The 15,886-nt window shown below is 74.5% G+C and carries 17 protein-coding genes; 10 read left to right on the plus strand and 7 right to left on the minus strand.

Annotation, left to right across the window (positions count from 1 at the left end; genetic code table 11):
* Nucleotides 1-221: 221 nt before the first annotated feature.
* The 4 genes from ACZ6ZR_RS27130 to ACZ6ZR_RS27145 all read left to right on the plus strand — a co-directional run bounded on the left by ACZ6ZR_RS27130 (nt 222) and on the right by ACZ6ZR_RS27145 (nt 2,558).
* Nucleotides 222-893, plus strand: coding sequence for an AAA family ATPase (locus ACZ6ZR_RS27130; protein ID WP_465646562.1), 672 nt, complete (start codon nt 222-224; stop codon nt 891-893).
* 128 nt (nt 894-1,021) lie between these two features.
* Nucleotides 1,022-1,801, plus strand: coding sequence for a hypothetical protein (locus ACZ6ZR_RS27135; RefSeq protein WP_465646564.1), 780 nt, complete (start codon nt 1,022-1,024; stop codon nt 1,799-1,801).
* 84 nt (nt 1,802-1,885) lie between these two features.
* Nucleotides 1,886-2,011 (plus strand): hypothetical protein, encoded by a 126-nt coding sequence (locus ACZ6ZR_RS27140; protein WP_465646566.1) that lies wholly within the window; start codon nt 1,886-1,888, stop codon nt 2,009-2,011.
* Between the two features lie 334 nt (nt 2,012-2,345).
* A complete protein-coding gene (locus ACZ6ZR_RS27145) occupies nt 2,346-2,558 on the plus strand; it encodes a hypothetical protein (RefSeq protein WP_465646568.1) in 213 nt (70 codons plus the stop codon).
* Between the two features lie 23 nt (nt 2,559-2,581).
* Here ACZ6ZR_RS27145 and ACZ6ZR_RS27150 read toward each other — a convergent pair whose 3' ends face one another.
* The gene (locus ACZ6ZR_RS27150; protein WP_465646570.1) at nt 2,582-3,781 is read right to left on the minus strand and encodes a hypothetical protein; all 1,200 of its coding nucleotides are present in this window, start codon (nt 3,779-3,781) and stop codon (nt 2,582-2,584) included.
* A 256-nt stretch (nt 3,782-4,037) separates the two neighbouring features.
* On the minus strand, nt 4,038-4,964 hold the full coding sequence (locus ACZ6ZR_RS27155; protein WP_465646572.1) for a polysaccharide deacetylase family protein: 927 nt from the start codon (nt 4,962-4,964) through the stop codon (nt 4,038-4,040).
* Between the two features lie 187 nt (nt 4,965-5,151).
* On the opposite strand from ACZ6ZR_RS27155, the gene ACZ6ZR_RS27160 reads away from it, so the two are divergent.
* Together ACZ6ZR_RS27160 and ACZ6ZR_RS27165 are read left to right on the plus strand one after the other, a co-directional pair.
* A complete protein-coding gene (locus ACZ6ZR_RS27160) occupies nt 5,152-6,825 on the plus strand; it encodes a sensor histidine kinase (protein ID WP_465646574.1) in 1,674 nt (557 codons plus the stop codon).
* 42 nt (nt 6,826-6,867) lie between these two features.
* Nucleotides 6,868-7,518 (plus strand): response regulator transcription factor, encoded by a 651-nt coding sequence (locus tag ACZ6ZR_RS27165; RefSeq protein ID WP_465646576.1) that lies wholly within the window; start codon nt 6,868-6,870, stop codon nt 7,516-7,518.
* Between the two features lie 36 nt (nt 7,519-7,554).
* Here the strand turns inward: ACZ6ZR_RS27165 and ACZ6ZR_RS27170 are convergent, their stop codons facing one another.
* Nucleotides 7,555-7,848, minus strand: coding sequence for a hypothetical protein (locus ACZ6ZR_RS27170; RefSeq protein WP_465646578.1), 294 nt, complete (start codon nt 7,846-7,848; stop codon nt 7,555-7,557).
* Nucleotides 7,848-8,009 (minus strand): hypothetical protein, encoded by a 162-nt coding sequence (locus ACZ6ZR_RS27175; protein WP_465646580.1) that lies wholly within the window; start codon nt 8,007-8,009, stop codon nt 7,848-7,850. The genes ACZ6ZR_RS27170 and ACZ6ZR_RS27175 overlap by 1 nt, the downstream gene beginning before the upstream one ends.
* Nucleotides 8,010-8,308: 299 nt before the next feature.
* Between ACZ6ZR_RS27175 and ACZ6ZR_RS27180 the strand changes: the two genes are divergently transcribed.
* On the plus strand, nt 8,309-10,456 hold the full coding sequence (locus tag ACZ6ZR_RS27180; RefSeq protein WP_465646582.1) for a xanthine dehydrogenase family protein molybdopterin-binding subunit: 2,148 nt from the start codon (nt 8,309-8,311) through the stop codon (nt 10,454-10,456).
* A gap of 29 nt (nt 10,457-10,485) precedes the next feature.
* Nucleotides 10,486-10,944, plus strand: coding sequence for a (2Fe-2S)-binding protein (locus tag ACZ6ZR_RS27185; protein ID WP_465646584.1), 459 nt, complete (start codon nt 10,486-10,488; stop codon nt 10,942-10,944).
* Nucleotides 10,945-10,976: 32 nt separating this feature from the next.
* On the opposite strand, the gene ACZ6ZR_RS27190 is transcribed toward ACZ6ZR_RS27185, so the two are convergent.
* Both ACZ6ZR_RS27190 and ACZ6ZR_RS27195 read right to left on the minus strand, forming a co-directional pair.
* Entirely contained in the window at nt 10,977-11,417 is a 441-nt protein-coding gene (locus ACZ6ZR_RS27190; protein WP_465646586.1) for a DUF2690 domain-containing protein, read from the minus strand.
* Between the two features lie 103 nt (nt 11,418-11,520).
* On the minus strand, nt 11,521-12,741 hold the full coding sequence (locus ACZ6ZR_RS27195) for an outer membrane protein assembly factor BamB family protein (RefSeq protein ID WP_465646588.1): 1,221 nt from the start codon (nt 12,739-12,741) through the stop codon (nt 11,521-11,523).
* Between the two features lie 134 nt (nt 12,742-12,875).
* Between ACZ6ZR_RS27195 and ACZ6ZR_RS27200 the strand changes: the two genes are divergently transcribed.
* On the plus strand, nt 12,876-13,412 hold the full coding sequence (locus tag ACZ6ZR_RS27200; RefSeq protein ID WP_465646589.1) for an RBBP9/YdeN family alpha/beta hydrolase: 537 nt from the start codon (nt 12,876-12,878) through the stop codon (nt 13,410-13,412).
* A 7-nt stretch (nt 13,413-13,419) separates the two neighbouring features.
* Here ACZ6ZR_RS27200 and ACZ6ZR_RS27205 read toward each other — a convergent pair whose 3' ends face one another.
* Nucleotides 13,420-13,665: a LysM peptidoglycan-binding domain-containing protein gene (locus tag ACZ6ZR_RS27205; protein WP_465646591.1), complete on the minus strand. Its 246-nt coding sequence runs from the start codon at nt 13,663-13,665 to the stop codon at nt 13,420-13,422.
* 532 nt (nt 13,666-14,197) lie between these two features.
* Here ACZ6ZR_RS27205 and ACZ6ZR_RS27210 point away from each other — a divergent pair.
* Nucleotides 14,198-15,847, plus strand: coding sequence for a sigma-70 family RNA polymerase sigma factor (locus ACZ6ZR_RS27210; protein WP_465646593.1), 1,650 nt, complete (start codon nt 14,198-14,200; stop codon nt 15,845-15,847).
* The last annotated feature ends 39 nt before the right edge of the window (nt 15,848-15,886 follow it).

A 15,886-nucleotide genomic window follows, 5' to 3' on the forward strand; every position in this document is an offset into this window, starting at 1 on the left:
TGCCATGAATCGGGCACCCCAAGATCATTCGCCTCGTAAGGAATCGGCCACAGACCTGCCACAGTCCGGCCGCCGATGTCACGGCTTCGTCCCGAGCCCGCCGTGGAACCGGCAGGTCAGTGCCCGCTGTCCGCCGGTCCCATTACCCTTTCTTGGTAAAAGGCCCACCCCGGCACCGGCCCGCCGGCCGGGGCGAGGGGGAGGGCCGCGAAGGAGGGGCAGTGCGCGAGACCGTCAGCCCGGGCCCGGTCCGGCCCGAGGAGCACCGCCGCGCGGGCGAGCCCCGGGCCGCCTGCCGCCACACCGGGGCCGGCCCCACCCTGCGCCCGCGTGACCTGCACGACCTGCGCGGCCTGCCCACCCCCGGCACCCTGGCCTACCCGGCCGGAGACCTGCTGGTCGTCTCCGGCCTGCCCGGCAGCGGCAAGTCCACCCTGATGGGCCGCTGTTCGACCGCCCCCGTGATCGACTCCCAGCACAGCCGCGAGCACTGGGCCGCCCGGCTCCCCGCCGCCCTCCCCTACGCGCTCTACCGTCCGCTGGTCCGCGCGCACCACTACCTACGGCTGCGCCGCGCCCTGCTGGCCGGCGGCCCGCTGGTGGTGCACGACTGCGGCACCCTCCCCTGGGTCCGAGCCTGGCTCTCCCGCACCGCAGCCGCCCAGGACCGCCGGCTGCACCTGCTGGTGCTGGACTCCACGCCCCAGCAGGCCCGCCACGGCCAGCTCGCCCGGGGCCGCCGGGTCTCCGCCTACGCCTTCGCCCGCCACCGCCGGGCCACCACCCGCCTGCACGCCGCGCTCTCCGGCGGCCCGCTGCCCGGCTGCGCCAGCACCGTGGTCCTGTCCCGCCCCGGCGCGCTCGACCTGGAGCGGATAGCCTTCACCGGCTGAGCGGCCGCCTCACCGTCCGTCAACTCCCGGCCCGCACACCCGGGGGTGCGGCAGGACGGGTGAGCCCGGCGGCGGGTCGCCCGGCCGGTGCGGCGCCGCCGGCCAGGGCACGGCTTTAGGGTGCGGTCATGACGGACACTGCCATGAGTGACACCGCGCGCGAGGCACGTCTGCGCAGGCTCGCCGAGCGGCTCGGCGCCGAACACCGGACGACGGTCGAGCCGCTCCACGACCCGGAGCGGCGCGTCTGGACGCTCCGCTGGTACGACGGGCCCTCGGTGGCCGAGGTCCGCGCCGCGCTGCGCCGCGAGGACGCCGAACACCAGCAGGTGCTGGCCCGGCGGGACCTGACGGCCCGTGCGGTGGTGCTGGCCGCGATCCGCGGGACCCGCTCCGGCACGCTGCGCCGCTGGGTGGGCAGTTGGGGCCAGCGCTACCACCTGGAGCAGATGATCGGCGACCTCCCCTACCCGGAGCGCACCGCCGGCCCCCGCGAGGAGGCCATGCTCACCCGCCTGCTCACCGCCGCCACCACCGGCGCCACCGGCACCGGCCGCTGGGCCGTCCCCGACGAGCACCGCGCCTTCGAGCTGATCGCCCGCGACGGCATCGCCTGGCTGCTCCCCTCCCACGAACCGGCCCGCCCCGGCGAGAGCGACGGCCTGGCCCTCGACCCGCTGGAGTACCTCACCTCCCGCTACGCCACCGGCGAGCACCGCACCGCCTGGGAGACCACCCTCACCCCGATGCCGCTGCGCGCCGCCGTCACAGCCGTGCACACCGACCCCTCCCCCACCCCCGACGCCGCCCGGGCCGCCCTCGCCCTCCTCCCCACCCTGCGCGCGGACCTCACCGCCCACCTCGACCAGGCCGAGGCCACCCTCCGCCGCGCGGCCGCCCCCCACTGATCCCGGCGTCCGACTTCGGAGTTCCCGCCCCAACTCCACCTGGGCTCTTGACTGTTCGTTGACCACCCCGCTGGGATGGGGCCCGTGAGCGAGAAGCGGAATCCCCGACTTGGCGGCCTCTCCGGCTGCCTGGCCCTCCTGGTGGTGTCGGCCGGCCTGGTCGCCCTCCTGGTCTGGGCCCTCGGCAGCACCAGCGGCACCATGCACTGACCCCTCCGGCGGGAGAACCACCGGGCGGCGCCGTTCGCCGTCCCCGGCAGATCCCACCGCGCCGGAGGGCAGTACCTGCCCGCGGATCGGGTAGGACCGGCTGGGGAGGGGTGGCGGTGGACGACAACCAACTCGTCGGCGCCGCGGTGATGGCGGCCGGCGGCCTCGCGGCGCTCCTGGGCGGCGGGCCCGGCGGCGGGAACATCGGCGACGCCGGCTACGGCCCCGGGGGGCTCCGACCGCCCCGACCTGACGATCCGTCAACTTCTGCTCCGCCGAGGCCTCCAGGCGGATAGCGTGTCCGGACGGGGTAGTTCCACGGCGGGAGGTGCGGATGAACAACGACCGTGCGGTGGGCGCCGCGATGATCGTGCCGGGTGCCCTGGTCTTCTTCGCCGTGCTGGTGTTCGGCGATCCGCTGCCGCCCTTGCAGCGCGCCCTCACCGGGGCGGTCGGGCTCCTCTCGGTGCTCTTCGGCTTCGTGATGTTCCTGGGGAAGAAGGTCGGCGGCAACGACGGGAAGGGTCCCGGGGGCGGAGACCTCTGACCTCCGCCCCCGGGACCGACGGGTCAGCGGCCGCTGGAGACCGCGGTCACCTGCTGCGCCGCCGGGGCGGCGGTCTCGGAGACCGTCCGCTCGACGGGGGCGGTGACGAAGGACTTGCCGCCCTTGCAGTACTTGCTCTTCTCCGCGCTGGTCAGCTTGCGCGAGCCCCAGGTGACCACGCCGGCCTCCTGCGGGACGGGGCCGGTGCCCTTGAAGTTGTTGACGTACCAGACGTAGTGGCCCCAGTGCGGCGAGCTGTAGTGCAGCTCGTACTGGCCGCCCGCGCTCTGCAGGTGGGTGGAGCGGGTCACCCAACCCACCTGGCCCGCCGGGACGGTGAGGTCGGTCTCGTCGGCGAACGCGTCGGTCCACGCCCACTTGTGGCCGTAGCTGGCCTTGAAGCTGACCTCGAACTTCTCCAGGAAGTCGAACCCGGCCGTGACACTGATCTCGGTGGAAACCGAGTTCTCGCCGGTGGTGGAGTCGGTCCAGGTCATCTTCTTCACCTGCGGCACGGTGGAGCAGTTGTAGCCACGCGCCACCTCGTGGGCCCCGGTGTAGGTGTGGTCGGCGTTGCCGCTCGGGTGGAAGTCGCAGCTGCTGGTCGCCTTGCCGCAGTCCTTGAGCAGCTGCTCGATGGTGGGCGTCTCGCCGTAGGTGTACTCGATCGAGCTGGCCCGGTCGTTCAGGTCGCCGATCCAGTCCTGCGCGCCCACCTGGTAGCCGGTGTTGGCGCCCTGCAGGTTGGCGTGCTCCCAGTGCCGGACCTGGCAGTTGTTGAAGGTCTTGTAGGAGCTGATCGAGTCGTTCCAGCTGCCGGTCAGCACGTTGAGGGAGAAGTGGCTGCTCTTGCCGCAGGCCGACTCGGCGGTCACCGAGAGGCTGGCGCCGCCGAAGTTCCCGTGCTCGTACTCGGTGGAGACCACCACGCTCGCGGCGGTCGCCGAGGCGGACTGCGCGCCGGCCCGGTCGATCTCCGCGGCGAAGGCGGGGTCGGCCAGGGCGGCGCGGACGTCCAGCGGGGCGTCGGTGACGAGGCCGTTGGTGGCGGCCGCGATGGCCTGGCGGTAGGTGTCGAAGCAGCGCATGTCACCGCCGCCGACGCTCACCGTGCAGTGCCGGGCGGGCTGTTGGGGGGTGGCGGCCTGGGCGAGCGGGCCGAAGGTGAGCAGGGAACCGGCCGCGGCGAAGATGCCGACGGACTTCAGGTGGCGCGTGCGCATGGAGCTGACCCTCTTCTCGTAGGGACGGCGACGGCATGGCGATGCCGGGGGAATGGCCGGCGCGGTGCGCGGCCAGCTCCAGAACGTAGGACCGCCCGGTGGCCGGCAGGCGGTTCTTGAGCGAAACCTGAGCCTGCCGCGGAGCACTGTGCCCGAAAGGGAAACCGGGTCGTGTGCGGGCAGGAAATCAGCACTGCCGCCTACCGGTAACTCGCCTCCCCGCCACCCAGGTTGGGTGAAATCCGGTCGGCCCGGATCAGCCCAGGTAGTCGTCCAGCCGGGCCAGCGCGAAGCCCTGCTCGGTGGCGCTGCGGATCACCAGGCGGGCCAGGTCGGTCATCGAGCCGCCCCACTCCCCGGGGCCGCGGAAGTGGGTGAGGATGATGTCCCCGGGGTGCAGCCGCTGGTCGAGGTGGCGGTACTCCATCCGGTCGGGGAAGGCCTCCTCGTTCCAGAGCGGCATCGCCGTCACGCCGCACTCCTTGGCCACCCGCACGGTGTCCGCGGTGAACTCCCCGTACGGGGGCCGGAACAGCACCGGCCGCGGGCCCACCTCCCGTACCAGCTCGTCCTGTTGGCCGCAGATCTCCTCGCGCTGGCGCTGGTACCCGAGCCGGCGCAGGTCCTTGTGGTTGAGGGTGTGGTTGTTGACCCGCACCCCCTGCTCGTTCAGCTCCCGGAAGTACCCGTAGTCCTCCCTGGCCAGGTAGCCGGAGACGAACGCGCTGAACGGGACGCCGAGTTCACGCATCATCCGGTTGAACCGGCGGTCCTTCTCCTGCCCGTCGTCGATGGTCAGGAAGACCACCTTGTCGGTGGTCGGCACCCGCCGCACCAGGGGCGGCATCCCCTCCCCCTGCATCCGGACGTGCGGGCCGTCCTCGCGCAGCAGCGGCTTGACGGCGGGCGGCGCGGGCGCGGGCAGCGGCGGCGCGGCCAGGCCCCACTCCCGGGCCACCTCGGCCAGTTCGGGCCCGCGCAGCGGTGCGGCCCGGGGGACGGCCACCTCGTGCTGCTCCTGCTGCTCGGCCCGGCCGGGCAGCACGGCGGGACGGGCGGCGGCCGGGGGCGGGGCCGTGTCGCGGCCGGGCGCGGTGGACGGGGAGCCGCAGCCGGCCGCGGTGACGGCCAGACAGAGACCCACCAGGAGCCGGGCCCGGGGGCGTACTGATCCGAAAGCCATACCAGTACATCTTCCGCACGGAAGGCCCGCCGCCACCTCGCCACGCCACCAGGTCCACCGAATGCCTCGCCGCGCCCCCTCCTTCCGTCCCCGCTCCCCCTCTCTCCGTCCCGCGACTTTCGTCGCGCCCGGGCCGCGACCATCGGCGACTGCCGCCGCACCCGCCGCGTCGTCTAGCCTCGCGTGGGTGAGCGAGCGCAGCACGGAACAGACCGGTGGCACCCCGGAGGACGGCGGCGGCCGAGCGGCGGCCTGGTGGGCCCGGCTGGTGCGGGTGGTCCTGCCCGGCCCCTGGACCCGACGCACCGTCACCCGCGAGAGCGTGGGAGCGGTGCTCTCCGGCCTGCTGGCCGGCCTGCTCGACCTGGTGGCCTCCGGCCCGCCGCTGCGCACCGCGCTGGCCGTCTCCGGCGCGGCCCTGCTCTTCCTGCTGCGGCGCGGCCTGCCCCGCACCGTGCTGGTGCTGGCCGCGGTCGGCTGCGGCCCGGTCGGCGCCTGGCTGCCGACCCTGATCGCGGCCGGGTGGTCGCTCGGCCGGCGGGTCACCCGGGCCCGGGACGCGGTGGTCGCCTCGGTGGTGGCCTTCCTGGCGATGCTCGGCTACGACCTGGTCACCGAGCGGGACAGCCTGCCGCTGCCCGCCCTGCTCGGTGTCACCACCGGCGCCTTCCTGGTGCTCGCCGTGCTGCCCGCGGTCTTCGGCCGCTACCGGGCGCAGCGCCGGGCGCTGCTCACCGCGCTGGAGGAGCGCAACGCCCAGCTGCTCCGCGAGCGGGTGATGATCGCCCGTCAGGCCCGGCTGCGCGAGCGGCACCGGATCGCCCAGGACATGCACGACAGCCTCGGCCACCAGCTGGCGCTGATCTCGGTGCACACCGGCGCGCTGGAGGTGGACCGCACCCTGACCGACCGTCAGCGCGAGGCGGTCGGCGTGCTGCGCCAGGCGGCCGTCGACGCGATGCGGGAGCTGCGCGGCGTGATCGGCCTGCTGCGCGAGGACGAGCGGGCCGAGGAGGAGCAGACCGGCGGCCTGGCGGAGATCCCCCGCCTGGTGGAGACCTCCCGGGCCGCCGGGGCCGAGGTGACGCTCTCCCACCACGAGGGCGCGCGCAGCGCCACCACCGCCACCGGCCACGCCGCCTACCGGATCGTCCAGGAGGGGCTGACCAACGCGCACAAGCACGCGCCGGGCGCCCCGATCACCGTCGCCCTGCGCTTCGAGCCGGACGCCCTGCTGGTCGAGGTGGTCAACACCCCCTGCCCGCCCGCCGCTCCCGGCGCCCCGGCCCACGCCCCGGTCAGCGGCGGCCAGGGCCTGACCGGTCTGCGCGAGCGGGCCCGGCTGCTCGGCGGCATGCTGCACACCGGCGCGACCCCGGACGGCGGCTTCCGGCTGGCCGGGGTGCTCCCGTACGACGGCACCGGCCGCCCGGCCGGGGAGGACCTGGAGGCCGACCTCGGTCTGACCCTGCCCGCCGGGGCCGCCCCGCTCAGGCGCCGCCGCCCGGCGTTCGGCTGCGCGACGGCGGTCGGCGCGGTGCTGCTGGTGCTGGTGGGGCTGCTGGTCTGGGGCGGCGTCAAGTTCGTGGACTCGCTGAACGGCACCACCCTCGGCCAGGACCGCTACGACTCCCTCCAGGTCGGCCAGGCGGAGGACGAGGTCCGCCGTCAACTGCCGCGCGGCAGCGGCTTCCTGACCGAGGGCTTCCGGCACCAGGGCCCGCCGCTGCCGGCCGGGGCCGACTGCTCCTGGTTCCTCTCCGAGAAGCAGCCCGACGGGCTCTCCAAGAGCGAGGTGTCCCGGCTCTGCTTCCGCGAGGGCGTGCTGGTGGAGAAGGTGCAGTACCGTGCGGACGGTTGAGCAGGGTGACCGTCGCCGCGCTCCTGGAGGGAAGACAGCACCGTGATCCGAGTCCTCGTCGCCGACGACGAACCGCTCATCCGCGCCGGGATCAGGATGATCCTGGCCAGCGAGGACGACATCGAGGTGGTGGCGGAGGCCGGGGACGGCCGCGCCGCGCTGGAGCTGGCCCGTGAGCACGCGGTGGACGTGCTGCTGCTGGACATCCGGATGCCGGTGCTGGACGGGCTCGGCGCGCTGGCCGAGCTGCCCCGGTACGCGCCCGCCGCCCGGGCGCTGATCCTGACCACCTTCGGCGAGCGGGAGAACGTCCTACGGGCCGTCACCTCCGGCGGGGCCGGCTTCCTCCTCAAGGACACCGCCCCGGCCGAGCTGATCCAGGCCGTCCGGGCCGCCGCCGTCGGCCACGCCTTCCTCTCCCCGGCCGCCACCCGTCACATCGTCGACAGTCTCGCCGCCACCCCGGCGGCCGACGCCCGGGCCACCACCGCCCGGGCCCGGCTGGCCGCCCTCAGCCCGCGCGAACGCCAGGTCCTCGACCTGCTGGGCGAAGGGCTCTCCAACGCGGACGCCGGCAGCCGCCTCCACATGAGCGAGGCCACGGTGAAGACCTACGTCAGCCGCATCCTGGCCAAGCTCGACTGCGACAACCGCGTCCAGGCCGCCCTGCTGGCCCGCGACGCCCAGGGCTGACGCCCCGTCGGCTCGGGACCAACCGGCGCAGGCGGGTCAGCGCAGGCGGGTCCGCGTGCCCGGGCCGGAGCCCGCACGGGCCGGGCGGCGCGCACGGGTTCGTCGCGCGCCCTCCTCCTCTGCCGACGCGCCCGCCGCGACGGCCGCCGCCCGGGCGGCCCGCAGCGCGAACGCCACCATCAGCGCGGGCTCCCGGATGCCGAGCCCGGCCATCCGCCGCTGGCACGGGGCGCACCAGAGCGGGCTCGCCGCACTGCCGTCCCCGTACCGCAGATCCTCCGGCGGCAGGTAGTGCACCCCGCACTCCTGGCAGACGAAGACCAGCCGCATCAGCCCCACACCTCCCCGGTACCACCGCACCGGCCACAGGGCGAGAGGTACCGGTGCTCGCGCGCGACCTGGTCGCCCCGGCCATCGGTCTCCACCGTGTGCTCGATCTTCTCGGTCACCCGGCCACCGCCGCAGGCGGGGCAGAGCTGCGGCTCGGCCACCTTACCGTCACCTCCCGTGCACGGAACGTACCGACCGTACCGTGCCCCGGACTTGATCGCTGCCGATCCGCCGGAGCGGCGGACTGATCCGCTGTCATATTCCAGTCCACCACCACCTTCCCCGCCCGGCCCCTCGCCATGCGCATGTTGACCGGTTCCCGCCGGCGTCCCTATGCTTCGGCCCTTCCGAGAACACGTTCCACCCCCCGGGAAAGGCACCTCCGATCACCAGCGCAGCGCAGGAGCGGGACACCACCGCTCCCCGGCCGGCCAGCCGCCGCCGTTTCCTCACCTACCTGGTGGCCGCCCCCGCCCTCGCGGTCGGCGCCCAACTGGCGCTGGAGGCCGAGCCGGCCGAGGCGGCGGTCCAGATCGGCGGCATCCCCGGCCTGCCCGCGCTGGCGGACCTCGGGGACGTGCTGATCCTGGCCGGGCTGCCGACCGCGCACCTGCTGGTGCTGGAGGTGACCGAGGCGGGCAAGGCGGTGCTCCAACTCCCGCGCCTGGAGGTCGGCCAGGGCCTCACCACCGCGATGGCGATGCTGGTCGCCGAGGAGCTGGACGCCCGGCTCGCCGACGTCGAGGTGCCACTCTCCCCCGCCCGCCCCGAACTGCTCTTCGCCCAACTCACCGGCGCCTCCAACTCGGTGCGCTCGCTCTACGAGCCGGTGCGGGCCGCCGCCGCGGCCGCCCGGGCCCGGCTGGTCACCGCCGCCGCGCTCCGCTGGCAGCTGCCCGCCGGCACCCTGCGCACCGCCGACGGCCGGGTCACCGCCCCGGACGGCCGCTCGGCCGGTTACGGCGAACTCGCCCTCGCCGCCGCCAAGGTGGTCGTCCCGGCCGTCTCCACCGCGCCCAAGGCGGAGTCGGCCCAGCACCTGGTCGGCACCCCGACCGGCCGGATCGACGCCCGGGACATCGTCACCGGCCGGGCCAGGTACGCCGGCGACCTGGACGTGCCGGGCGCGGTGCCCACCGTGGTGCAGCGCCCGCCGACCATAGGCGGCACCGTCCGCTCGCTGGACGACACCGCCGCCCGGGCGATGCCCGGGGTGCTCGACGTGGTGCGGATCCCCACCGGCGTGGCGGTCCTCGCCGAGACCTTCGACCAGGCCCTCAAGGCCAAGGCCGCGCTGCGGGTGGACTGGCGTCCCGGTCCGCTCGCGGGCGTCTCCGACGCCCAGGTGCGGGCCGGGCTACGGGCGGTCAACAAGCCGTTCCTGGTACCGCCGTTGCTCACCCTCAGCCTGGATGCCGAGTTCGACTTCGGCTTCGTCAGCCACGCCCCGATGGAGGTGCTGACGGCCGTCGCGGACGTCCGCGCCGACCGGGCCGAGATCTGGTTCGCCGCGCAGGCCCCGATCGCCGCCCAGGAGCAGATCGCGCTCGAACTCGGGCTGCCGGTAACGGCGGTGACGGTGCACGTGGTGCGGGCCGGCGGCTCCTTCGGACGGCGGCTGTTCCACGACGCCGCACTGGAGGCGGCCAAGGTCTCCAAGGCGGCCGGACGGCCCGTCAAGCTGATGTGGACCCGCAACGACGACATCCGGCACGGCCGGGTCCGCCCCGCCAGCCACCACCGCATCCGGGCCACCCACGCCCTCGGCCAGGTGCTCACCTACGAACACCGGGTGGCCACCGTGCGGACCGACTTCGGGCACGGCCTGGGCGAGCTGCTCACCGCCGCCGGGGCCAGCCTGCCGGTCGGCGACGCGCTCTTCTCGCAGACCTTCTTCGACCTCACCCAGGAGGTCCCGTACGACCTCGGGATCTCCACCCAGCTGCTCTCCGAACTGCCGCTGGAGATCCCCACCGGCAGCTGGCGCTCCGTCTACTCCGGCATGGTCCGGGTCGCCGACGAGGTGATGCTGGACGAGCTGGCCCGCGCCCTGGGCCGCGACCCGGTGGCCTTCCGCCGCTCCCGGCTGACCGGCGGCACCGGCCGCGCGGTGCTCGACAAGGTGGCCCAGGCCGGGAGTTGGGGCCGCCCGATGCCGCCCGGCTGCGCCCAGGGCGTCGCCTACCACGCCGAGCACCGCTCCGCGGTCGCCTGCCTGATCGAGCTGGACGCCTCCGATCGGGCCAACCCCCGGGTCACCAAGGCCGTGATGGCCGCCGACGTCGGCCGGGTGGTCAACCCGCGCGGCCTGGAGGCCCAGCTGCTGGGCTCCGTGACCGACGGCATCTCGGTCACCCTGCGGGCCGGTGTCCACCTGGACAACGGGGCGATCCGCGAAGGCAGTTACGCCGACTTCAAGTACGCCAGGCAGCGCCACAGCCCGCTCGCCTTCGAGGCGCACTTCCTGCCCCCGAGCGGCCCGCCCGGCGGCGCCGGCGAACTGGGCTTCCCGGCGGCGGCCGCCGCCGTGGCCAACGCCTACGCGCGCGCTACGGGCACCAGCCCGCGCAGCTTCCCGATCGGCTTCTCCTCCCCGCTCACCTTCTGAGCCCCCGAACTCCCCTGAAGGACCTTCACGTGCCCAGCTACCAGTTCGTCCTCAACGGCAGTCCGGTGACGGTCGAGGCCCCCGCCGACATGCCGCTGCTCTGGGTGCTCCGCGACAAGCTCGGCGTCACCGGCCCCAAGTACGGCTGCGGGGTGGGCGTCTGCCGCGCCTGCACCAGCCACCTGGACGGCGCCGAGGTGCAGCCCTGCGTGGTGCCGGTGGCCGACTGCGCCGGACGCACCGTCACCACCATCGAGGGCCTGGCCGACGGCGACCGGCTGCACCCGGTGCAGGAGGCCTGGCTGGAGTGCGACGTGGCCCAGTGCGGCTTCTGCCAGCCCGGCCAGATCATGACCGCCGCCGCCCTGCTGAAGACCAACAGGTGCCCGAGCGACGCCGACATCGACCGGATCGAGAACGTCTGCCGCTGCGGCACCTACGCCCGGATCCGCGAGGCGCTCAAGAAGGCCGCCGCCAACATGCCCTGACGGCGGCCCTCACCTCCCCCCTCGCCGACCCCTCAGTGCAGGCCGGTACAGGTGAGCGCGTCGCTGTTCTGCGGGCCGATGCAGGCCCGGGCGGCTGCCCCGCCGTTGACCATCGCGGTCCAGACGTACCGGCGGGCGCCGTCGGTCTTGCTGATGTGCTTCACCGTGTAGTCACGGTTGGCCACCAGCACCGCGCCGCCGTTCGGCGCGTCCACGCTGCGGGCCCACTTGGCCTTGCAGGCGGCGCTGCCGAACAGCTGCACCTTCACGGACCCGTCGAGGGCCTTGGACTCCAGCAGCTTGCCGTCCTTGGCGCAGCCGGTGGCCTCCGGATCCTTGCCGTTGCAGCCCGCGCCGGTGCAGGCGGCCGCGGCGGCCGGCTGGGCGGGGGCGACGGCGAGACCGCCGGCGGCCAGGGCCAGCGAGGCCGTCAGGACGGCGAGCAGGCGCGAAGGGGTGGTGGCCTTGAACACGGGGGGCTCCGTTCGTGGGGGAAAGTCCGTATCCCGACTACCCCTTGGCCCTGCGCCCCCATGCCCCGCCACGCGCCGTTTCAGCACTTCGGGTGACGGTCGGTCAGGCCAGGGCCAGTCCGTACATCACCTTGTCGTGCCCGAGGAAGAGGAACCGGCCGTCGGTGGCCGCCCGCCAGTACTGGACGCCCGGCTCGCCGTCCCGGAAGGTCCACCGGACCTCGCCGGTGAGCGCGTCCAGCGCGCACACACCCCCGCCCACCGGCCCCGGTACGAAGAGCCAACCCTCCACCGCGACCGGGCGGCAGCGCGCGTCCAGGCGGAACGGCAGCCGGCGGGACCAGAGTTCGCGGCCGTCCGCCGGCTCGTTGCGGCTCACCAGGCCGTTGTCGCGCAGCAGGTAGACGGCATCGGCGGTGGCGCACGGCCGGAGCGGGCGGGTGTCGCCCTGCTCCTCCACGATCCAGTCGACCTTGCCGTCCCACAGCGACAGCGACCGTATCCCGGTGGCGCGGTGGGCCACGTAGAGGTGGTCGTTGCCGACCTCCTGCCAGCTCAGCCCCTGGTCGGCCGGGGCCGACCAGCGTCGGACCCCGGTGAAGGCGTCCAGGGCCACCACCTCGTCCCGGGTGCTGCGCGCCAGCAGGAACAGCCCGCCACCGGTCGTCTGGAAGTCCGTCAGGTAGCCGCCGTCCTGGTCCGTGCCCGGACGGCTCCACAGCAGCGCCCCGGAGACCGTCGAGAGGGCGAACAGCTTCTCGTCCGCGACGTCCCTGGTCCGCCCGTACAGCACCTCCCCCTCGACCGCCAGGAGCTGCCAACTCGGGTTCAGCGAAGCGGGGTTGGCGAACTCGAGGGCGATGCCGTAGCCGTGTGCGGAGAACCGGCCGATCCTGGTCTGGTAGAGCAGGTCGCCGGCCGCCAGCAGGGTGTCCTCCGGGCCGCCGGGCAGCGCCGTCCGCTTGGCCACCGCACCGGTCTCCGGGTTCAGCAGGAAGAGCTCCTCGCCGGTGACCACCATCGGGACCACCGTCCGCCCGCTCACCCGGGCCGGGGCCTGGGCCTCCGGGGCGCGGAAGCGCCAGAGCGGCTCGGGCCCGGTGGCCTCCGCCTGCTGCGGCGGCACCGGCCCTCCGTCGGAGGCGCTCCACCACCAGCCCGCCGTCCCGGCACCGGCCAGTCCGGCCGCCCCGAGCAGCAGTTGACGGCGCGACGGGCCCCGGCGCGCGGGCTCCACCGCCAGCTCCTCGGCCCCGGCCGCGAGCCCCTCGCCCTCCGGCTCGTCGAAGACGATCGACCCGATCCGCTGCTCCCCCTCGGCCACCGACGCCCCCTCGTTCTCCGCCGACCGGTCCAGACCTGGAGGATAGCCTCCACCCGATAGGGTCCCGGCGAGGGGACGGCCGACGACGCTCGTCTCGCGTCCAACACCGTTCCGCAGAGAGGCCGACCGCCACCGTGAGCACCGAACCCACCTACCTCGTCCTGCCCGGCTTCCAGAACTCCGACCACGACCACTGGCAGAGCGTCTGGGAGCGCACCGACCCGGCTCGCTTCCGGCGCGTCCAGCAGGCCGACTGGGACGAGCCGAAGCTCGGCGACTGGGTCGCCACCCTCGACCGCGCGGTACGGGAGGCCGAGGGCCCGGTGGTCCTGGTCGCCCACAGCCTCGGCTGCACCACGGTGGCCCACTGGGCCGCCAACCCGGACGGCAAGGTGATCGGCGCCCTGCTGGTCGCCCCGCCGGACATCGACACCGCCGAGGTCCCCGAACTGGTCAACTTCCGGCCCGTCCCGCTGCGCCCGCTCCCCTTCCCGAGCACCCTGGTCGCCAGCGGGGACGACCCGTGGTGCACCCCCGAGCGCGCCCGCCGGTACGCCGAGGCCTGGGGCTCCCAGCTGGTCGAGGCCGGCGACCACGGCCACCTCAACGCCTCCTCGGGCCTCGGCGACTGGCCCGTCGGCCGCACCCTGCTCGACGGGCTCACGGCCTGACGTCCCCTCAGACGGCGAGGACCTGGCCCGGGTGGATCAGGTCCGGGTCCCCGCCGATCACCTGGGCGTTCGCGGCGCAGAGCGACGCGGTGTCGGTGCCGTTGGCGGCGGCGATCCCGCCCAGGGTGTCGCCGGCGCGCACGGTGCAGCTGCCGCCGTCCGCCGCCGAGGTGCTGGTGTTGCCGGTGCTGGAAGTGGTGCTGGAACGGGCGCACGGAACCAGACTCCTCGGCGGGGGCCAGTTCGACGTCACGCGAATCTCCTGGCAGTGCGGTACGCGTCCGGCGTACCGCCCCCGCCTCGGGATGAACCCGGGAAGTGCTCGTTGCACTGCCTTCGAAGCTAGGAGCGGCCCTCGCCGTTCTCCAAGCACTCCGGAGAGTCCGCAGGTCAGCGCCCCGTTACCGCCGGTTCTGATCACGTCGGCGGCCGTCTCGCGCCCGCTTCCCGGTCGCCGGACGCCCCCGGAGGTGACCCGCGCCACATTTCTCCCCCTGTGAGCCGTGACACACGATCAGCACAGCGCTGCCCCCCGGCCACCCTGCGCCCACAACCGGCACCAGGTCCTCATCTTCCTTTCACAGCCGGGGTGTTCACGGCCACAGCCGTGAGCTGCGCGTTAGCGAGGACCCCCGCCGGGGCCCCGCCGGGCATCCACTACGCTCCCCGACAGCACAGGGGTCCCCCAGGTCCCCGGGCGATTTCCGTTATCGGAGGGCGGCCCCCCGATCTCCCATCACGACAGGGCAGTACGGACGGGTCGACGGAGAAGGTGAACCAGGCGGATGGACAGGCAGCACGCCGAACAGACCGGTCAGACGGTGATTCAGGCACAGGCGGGTGACCAGCGGGCCACGGACGAGCTCATCGGCACCCACCTCCCGCTGGTCTACAACATCGTCGGCCGGGCCCTCGGGGGCCACTCCGACACCGACGACGTGGTGCAGGAGACCATGCTCCGCGCCGTCGACCAGCTCCCCGCCCTCCGGGAGCCGACCAGCTTCCGGTCCTGGCTGGTGGCCATCGCCATGAACCAGATCCGCCGCCGCCACCAGGTGCTCCAGCAGGGGCAGCTCCCCATCGACCCCTCCTGGGACTCGGCCGACCCCGGGGCCGACTTCGTCGACCTCACCATCGTCCGGCTCGGCCTCTCCGGCCAGCGCCGCGAGGTGGCCGACGCCACCCGCTGGCTCGACGAGGGCGACCGCGAGCTGCTCTCGCTCTGGTGGCTGGAGGCCGCCGGCGAGCTCAGCCGCACCGAGCTGGCCGCCGCGATGGAGCTGCCGGCCGCGCACGCGGCGGTCCGGGTGCAGCGGATGAAGGGTCAGCTGGAGACCGCCCGGGTCGTGGTCCGCGCGCTGGCCGCCCAGCCCGGCTGCCCGCCCCTGGCCGAGCTGACCGCCTCCTGGGACGGCGACCCGTCCGCGCTCTGGCGCAAGCGGATAGCCCGGCACGCCCGCGAGTGCGGGTACTGCTCCCAGCAGTGGGAAGGCCTCTTCCCCGCCGAGGGACTGCTCGCCGGCCTCGCCCTGGTGCCCGTGCCGCCCTCGGTCGACCCCTCCGGCCTGTTCGCTGCACACTCCGCCCTCCCCGCTGACGGCACGTCAGCCGGCTCCGGGCTCTCCGGTGCCCCGCGCCCGGGCCGGGCCGAGCTCCGCCGGGCCGCCCCCGGCCATAACGGCAACAGCGCCCCGGCCGGACGCCACGGCCGCCGGGCCAAACCCCGGACCAGGCGGCGGGTGATCACCACCGTGATCGGCACCGCCGTGGTGACGGTCGCCGCCGTCGGGGTGGTCGGTGCCGACCAGGAGCCGCCGGTCACCACCCAGGCCTCCTCCCCCCTCATCGACGCCACCTCCGGGCCCTTCCTCCCCGCCCCCGCCGCCTCCCCCACCGAGCCCCCTTCGCCCTCGCCGAGCCCAGCCGCCCCCACCTCCGCGAGCCCCAGCCCGTCCCCCTCGCCCTCGCCCTCGCGCCCGGCGAGCCCGACCCCCTCCCCCTCCCCTTCGCCGACCCGCACCACGGCCGCCCCCTCGACCACCACCCGCGCCGCCTCCTCCGAGCAGCGGGTGCTCGACCTGGTCAACACCGAGCGCGCGAAGAACAACTGCGGCCCCCTCAAGGCCAACAGCAAGCTCCAGGCCGCGGCCCAGGGCCACTCCGACGACATGGCCGCGCGGAACTTCTTCAGCCACACCAACCCCGACGGCAAGGGCCCGCAGCCCCGCATCGAGGCGGCCGGCTACGAGTGGAGCACCTGGGGCGAGAACATCGCCAAGGGCCAGAAGGACGCCGACTCCGTGATGACCGCCTGGATGAACAGCTCCGGCCACCGCGCCAACATCCTCAACTGCGCCTTCACCGAGATCGGCGTGGGCATCCACACCGGCTCCGGCGGCCCCTGGTGGACCCAGAACTTCGGCGCCCCCGCCTGACGCGCCCCTGCTTGACGCGCCCGCGCCGCCACGGAATAC

The organism is Kitasatospora sp. NPDC088742 (assembly GCF_055584905.1).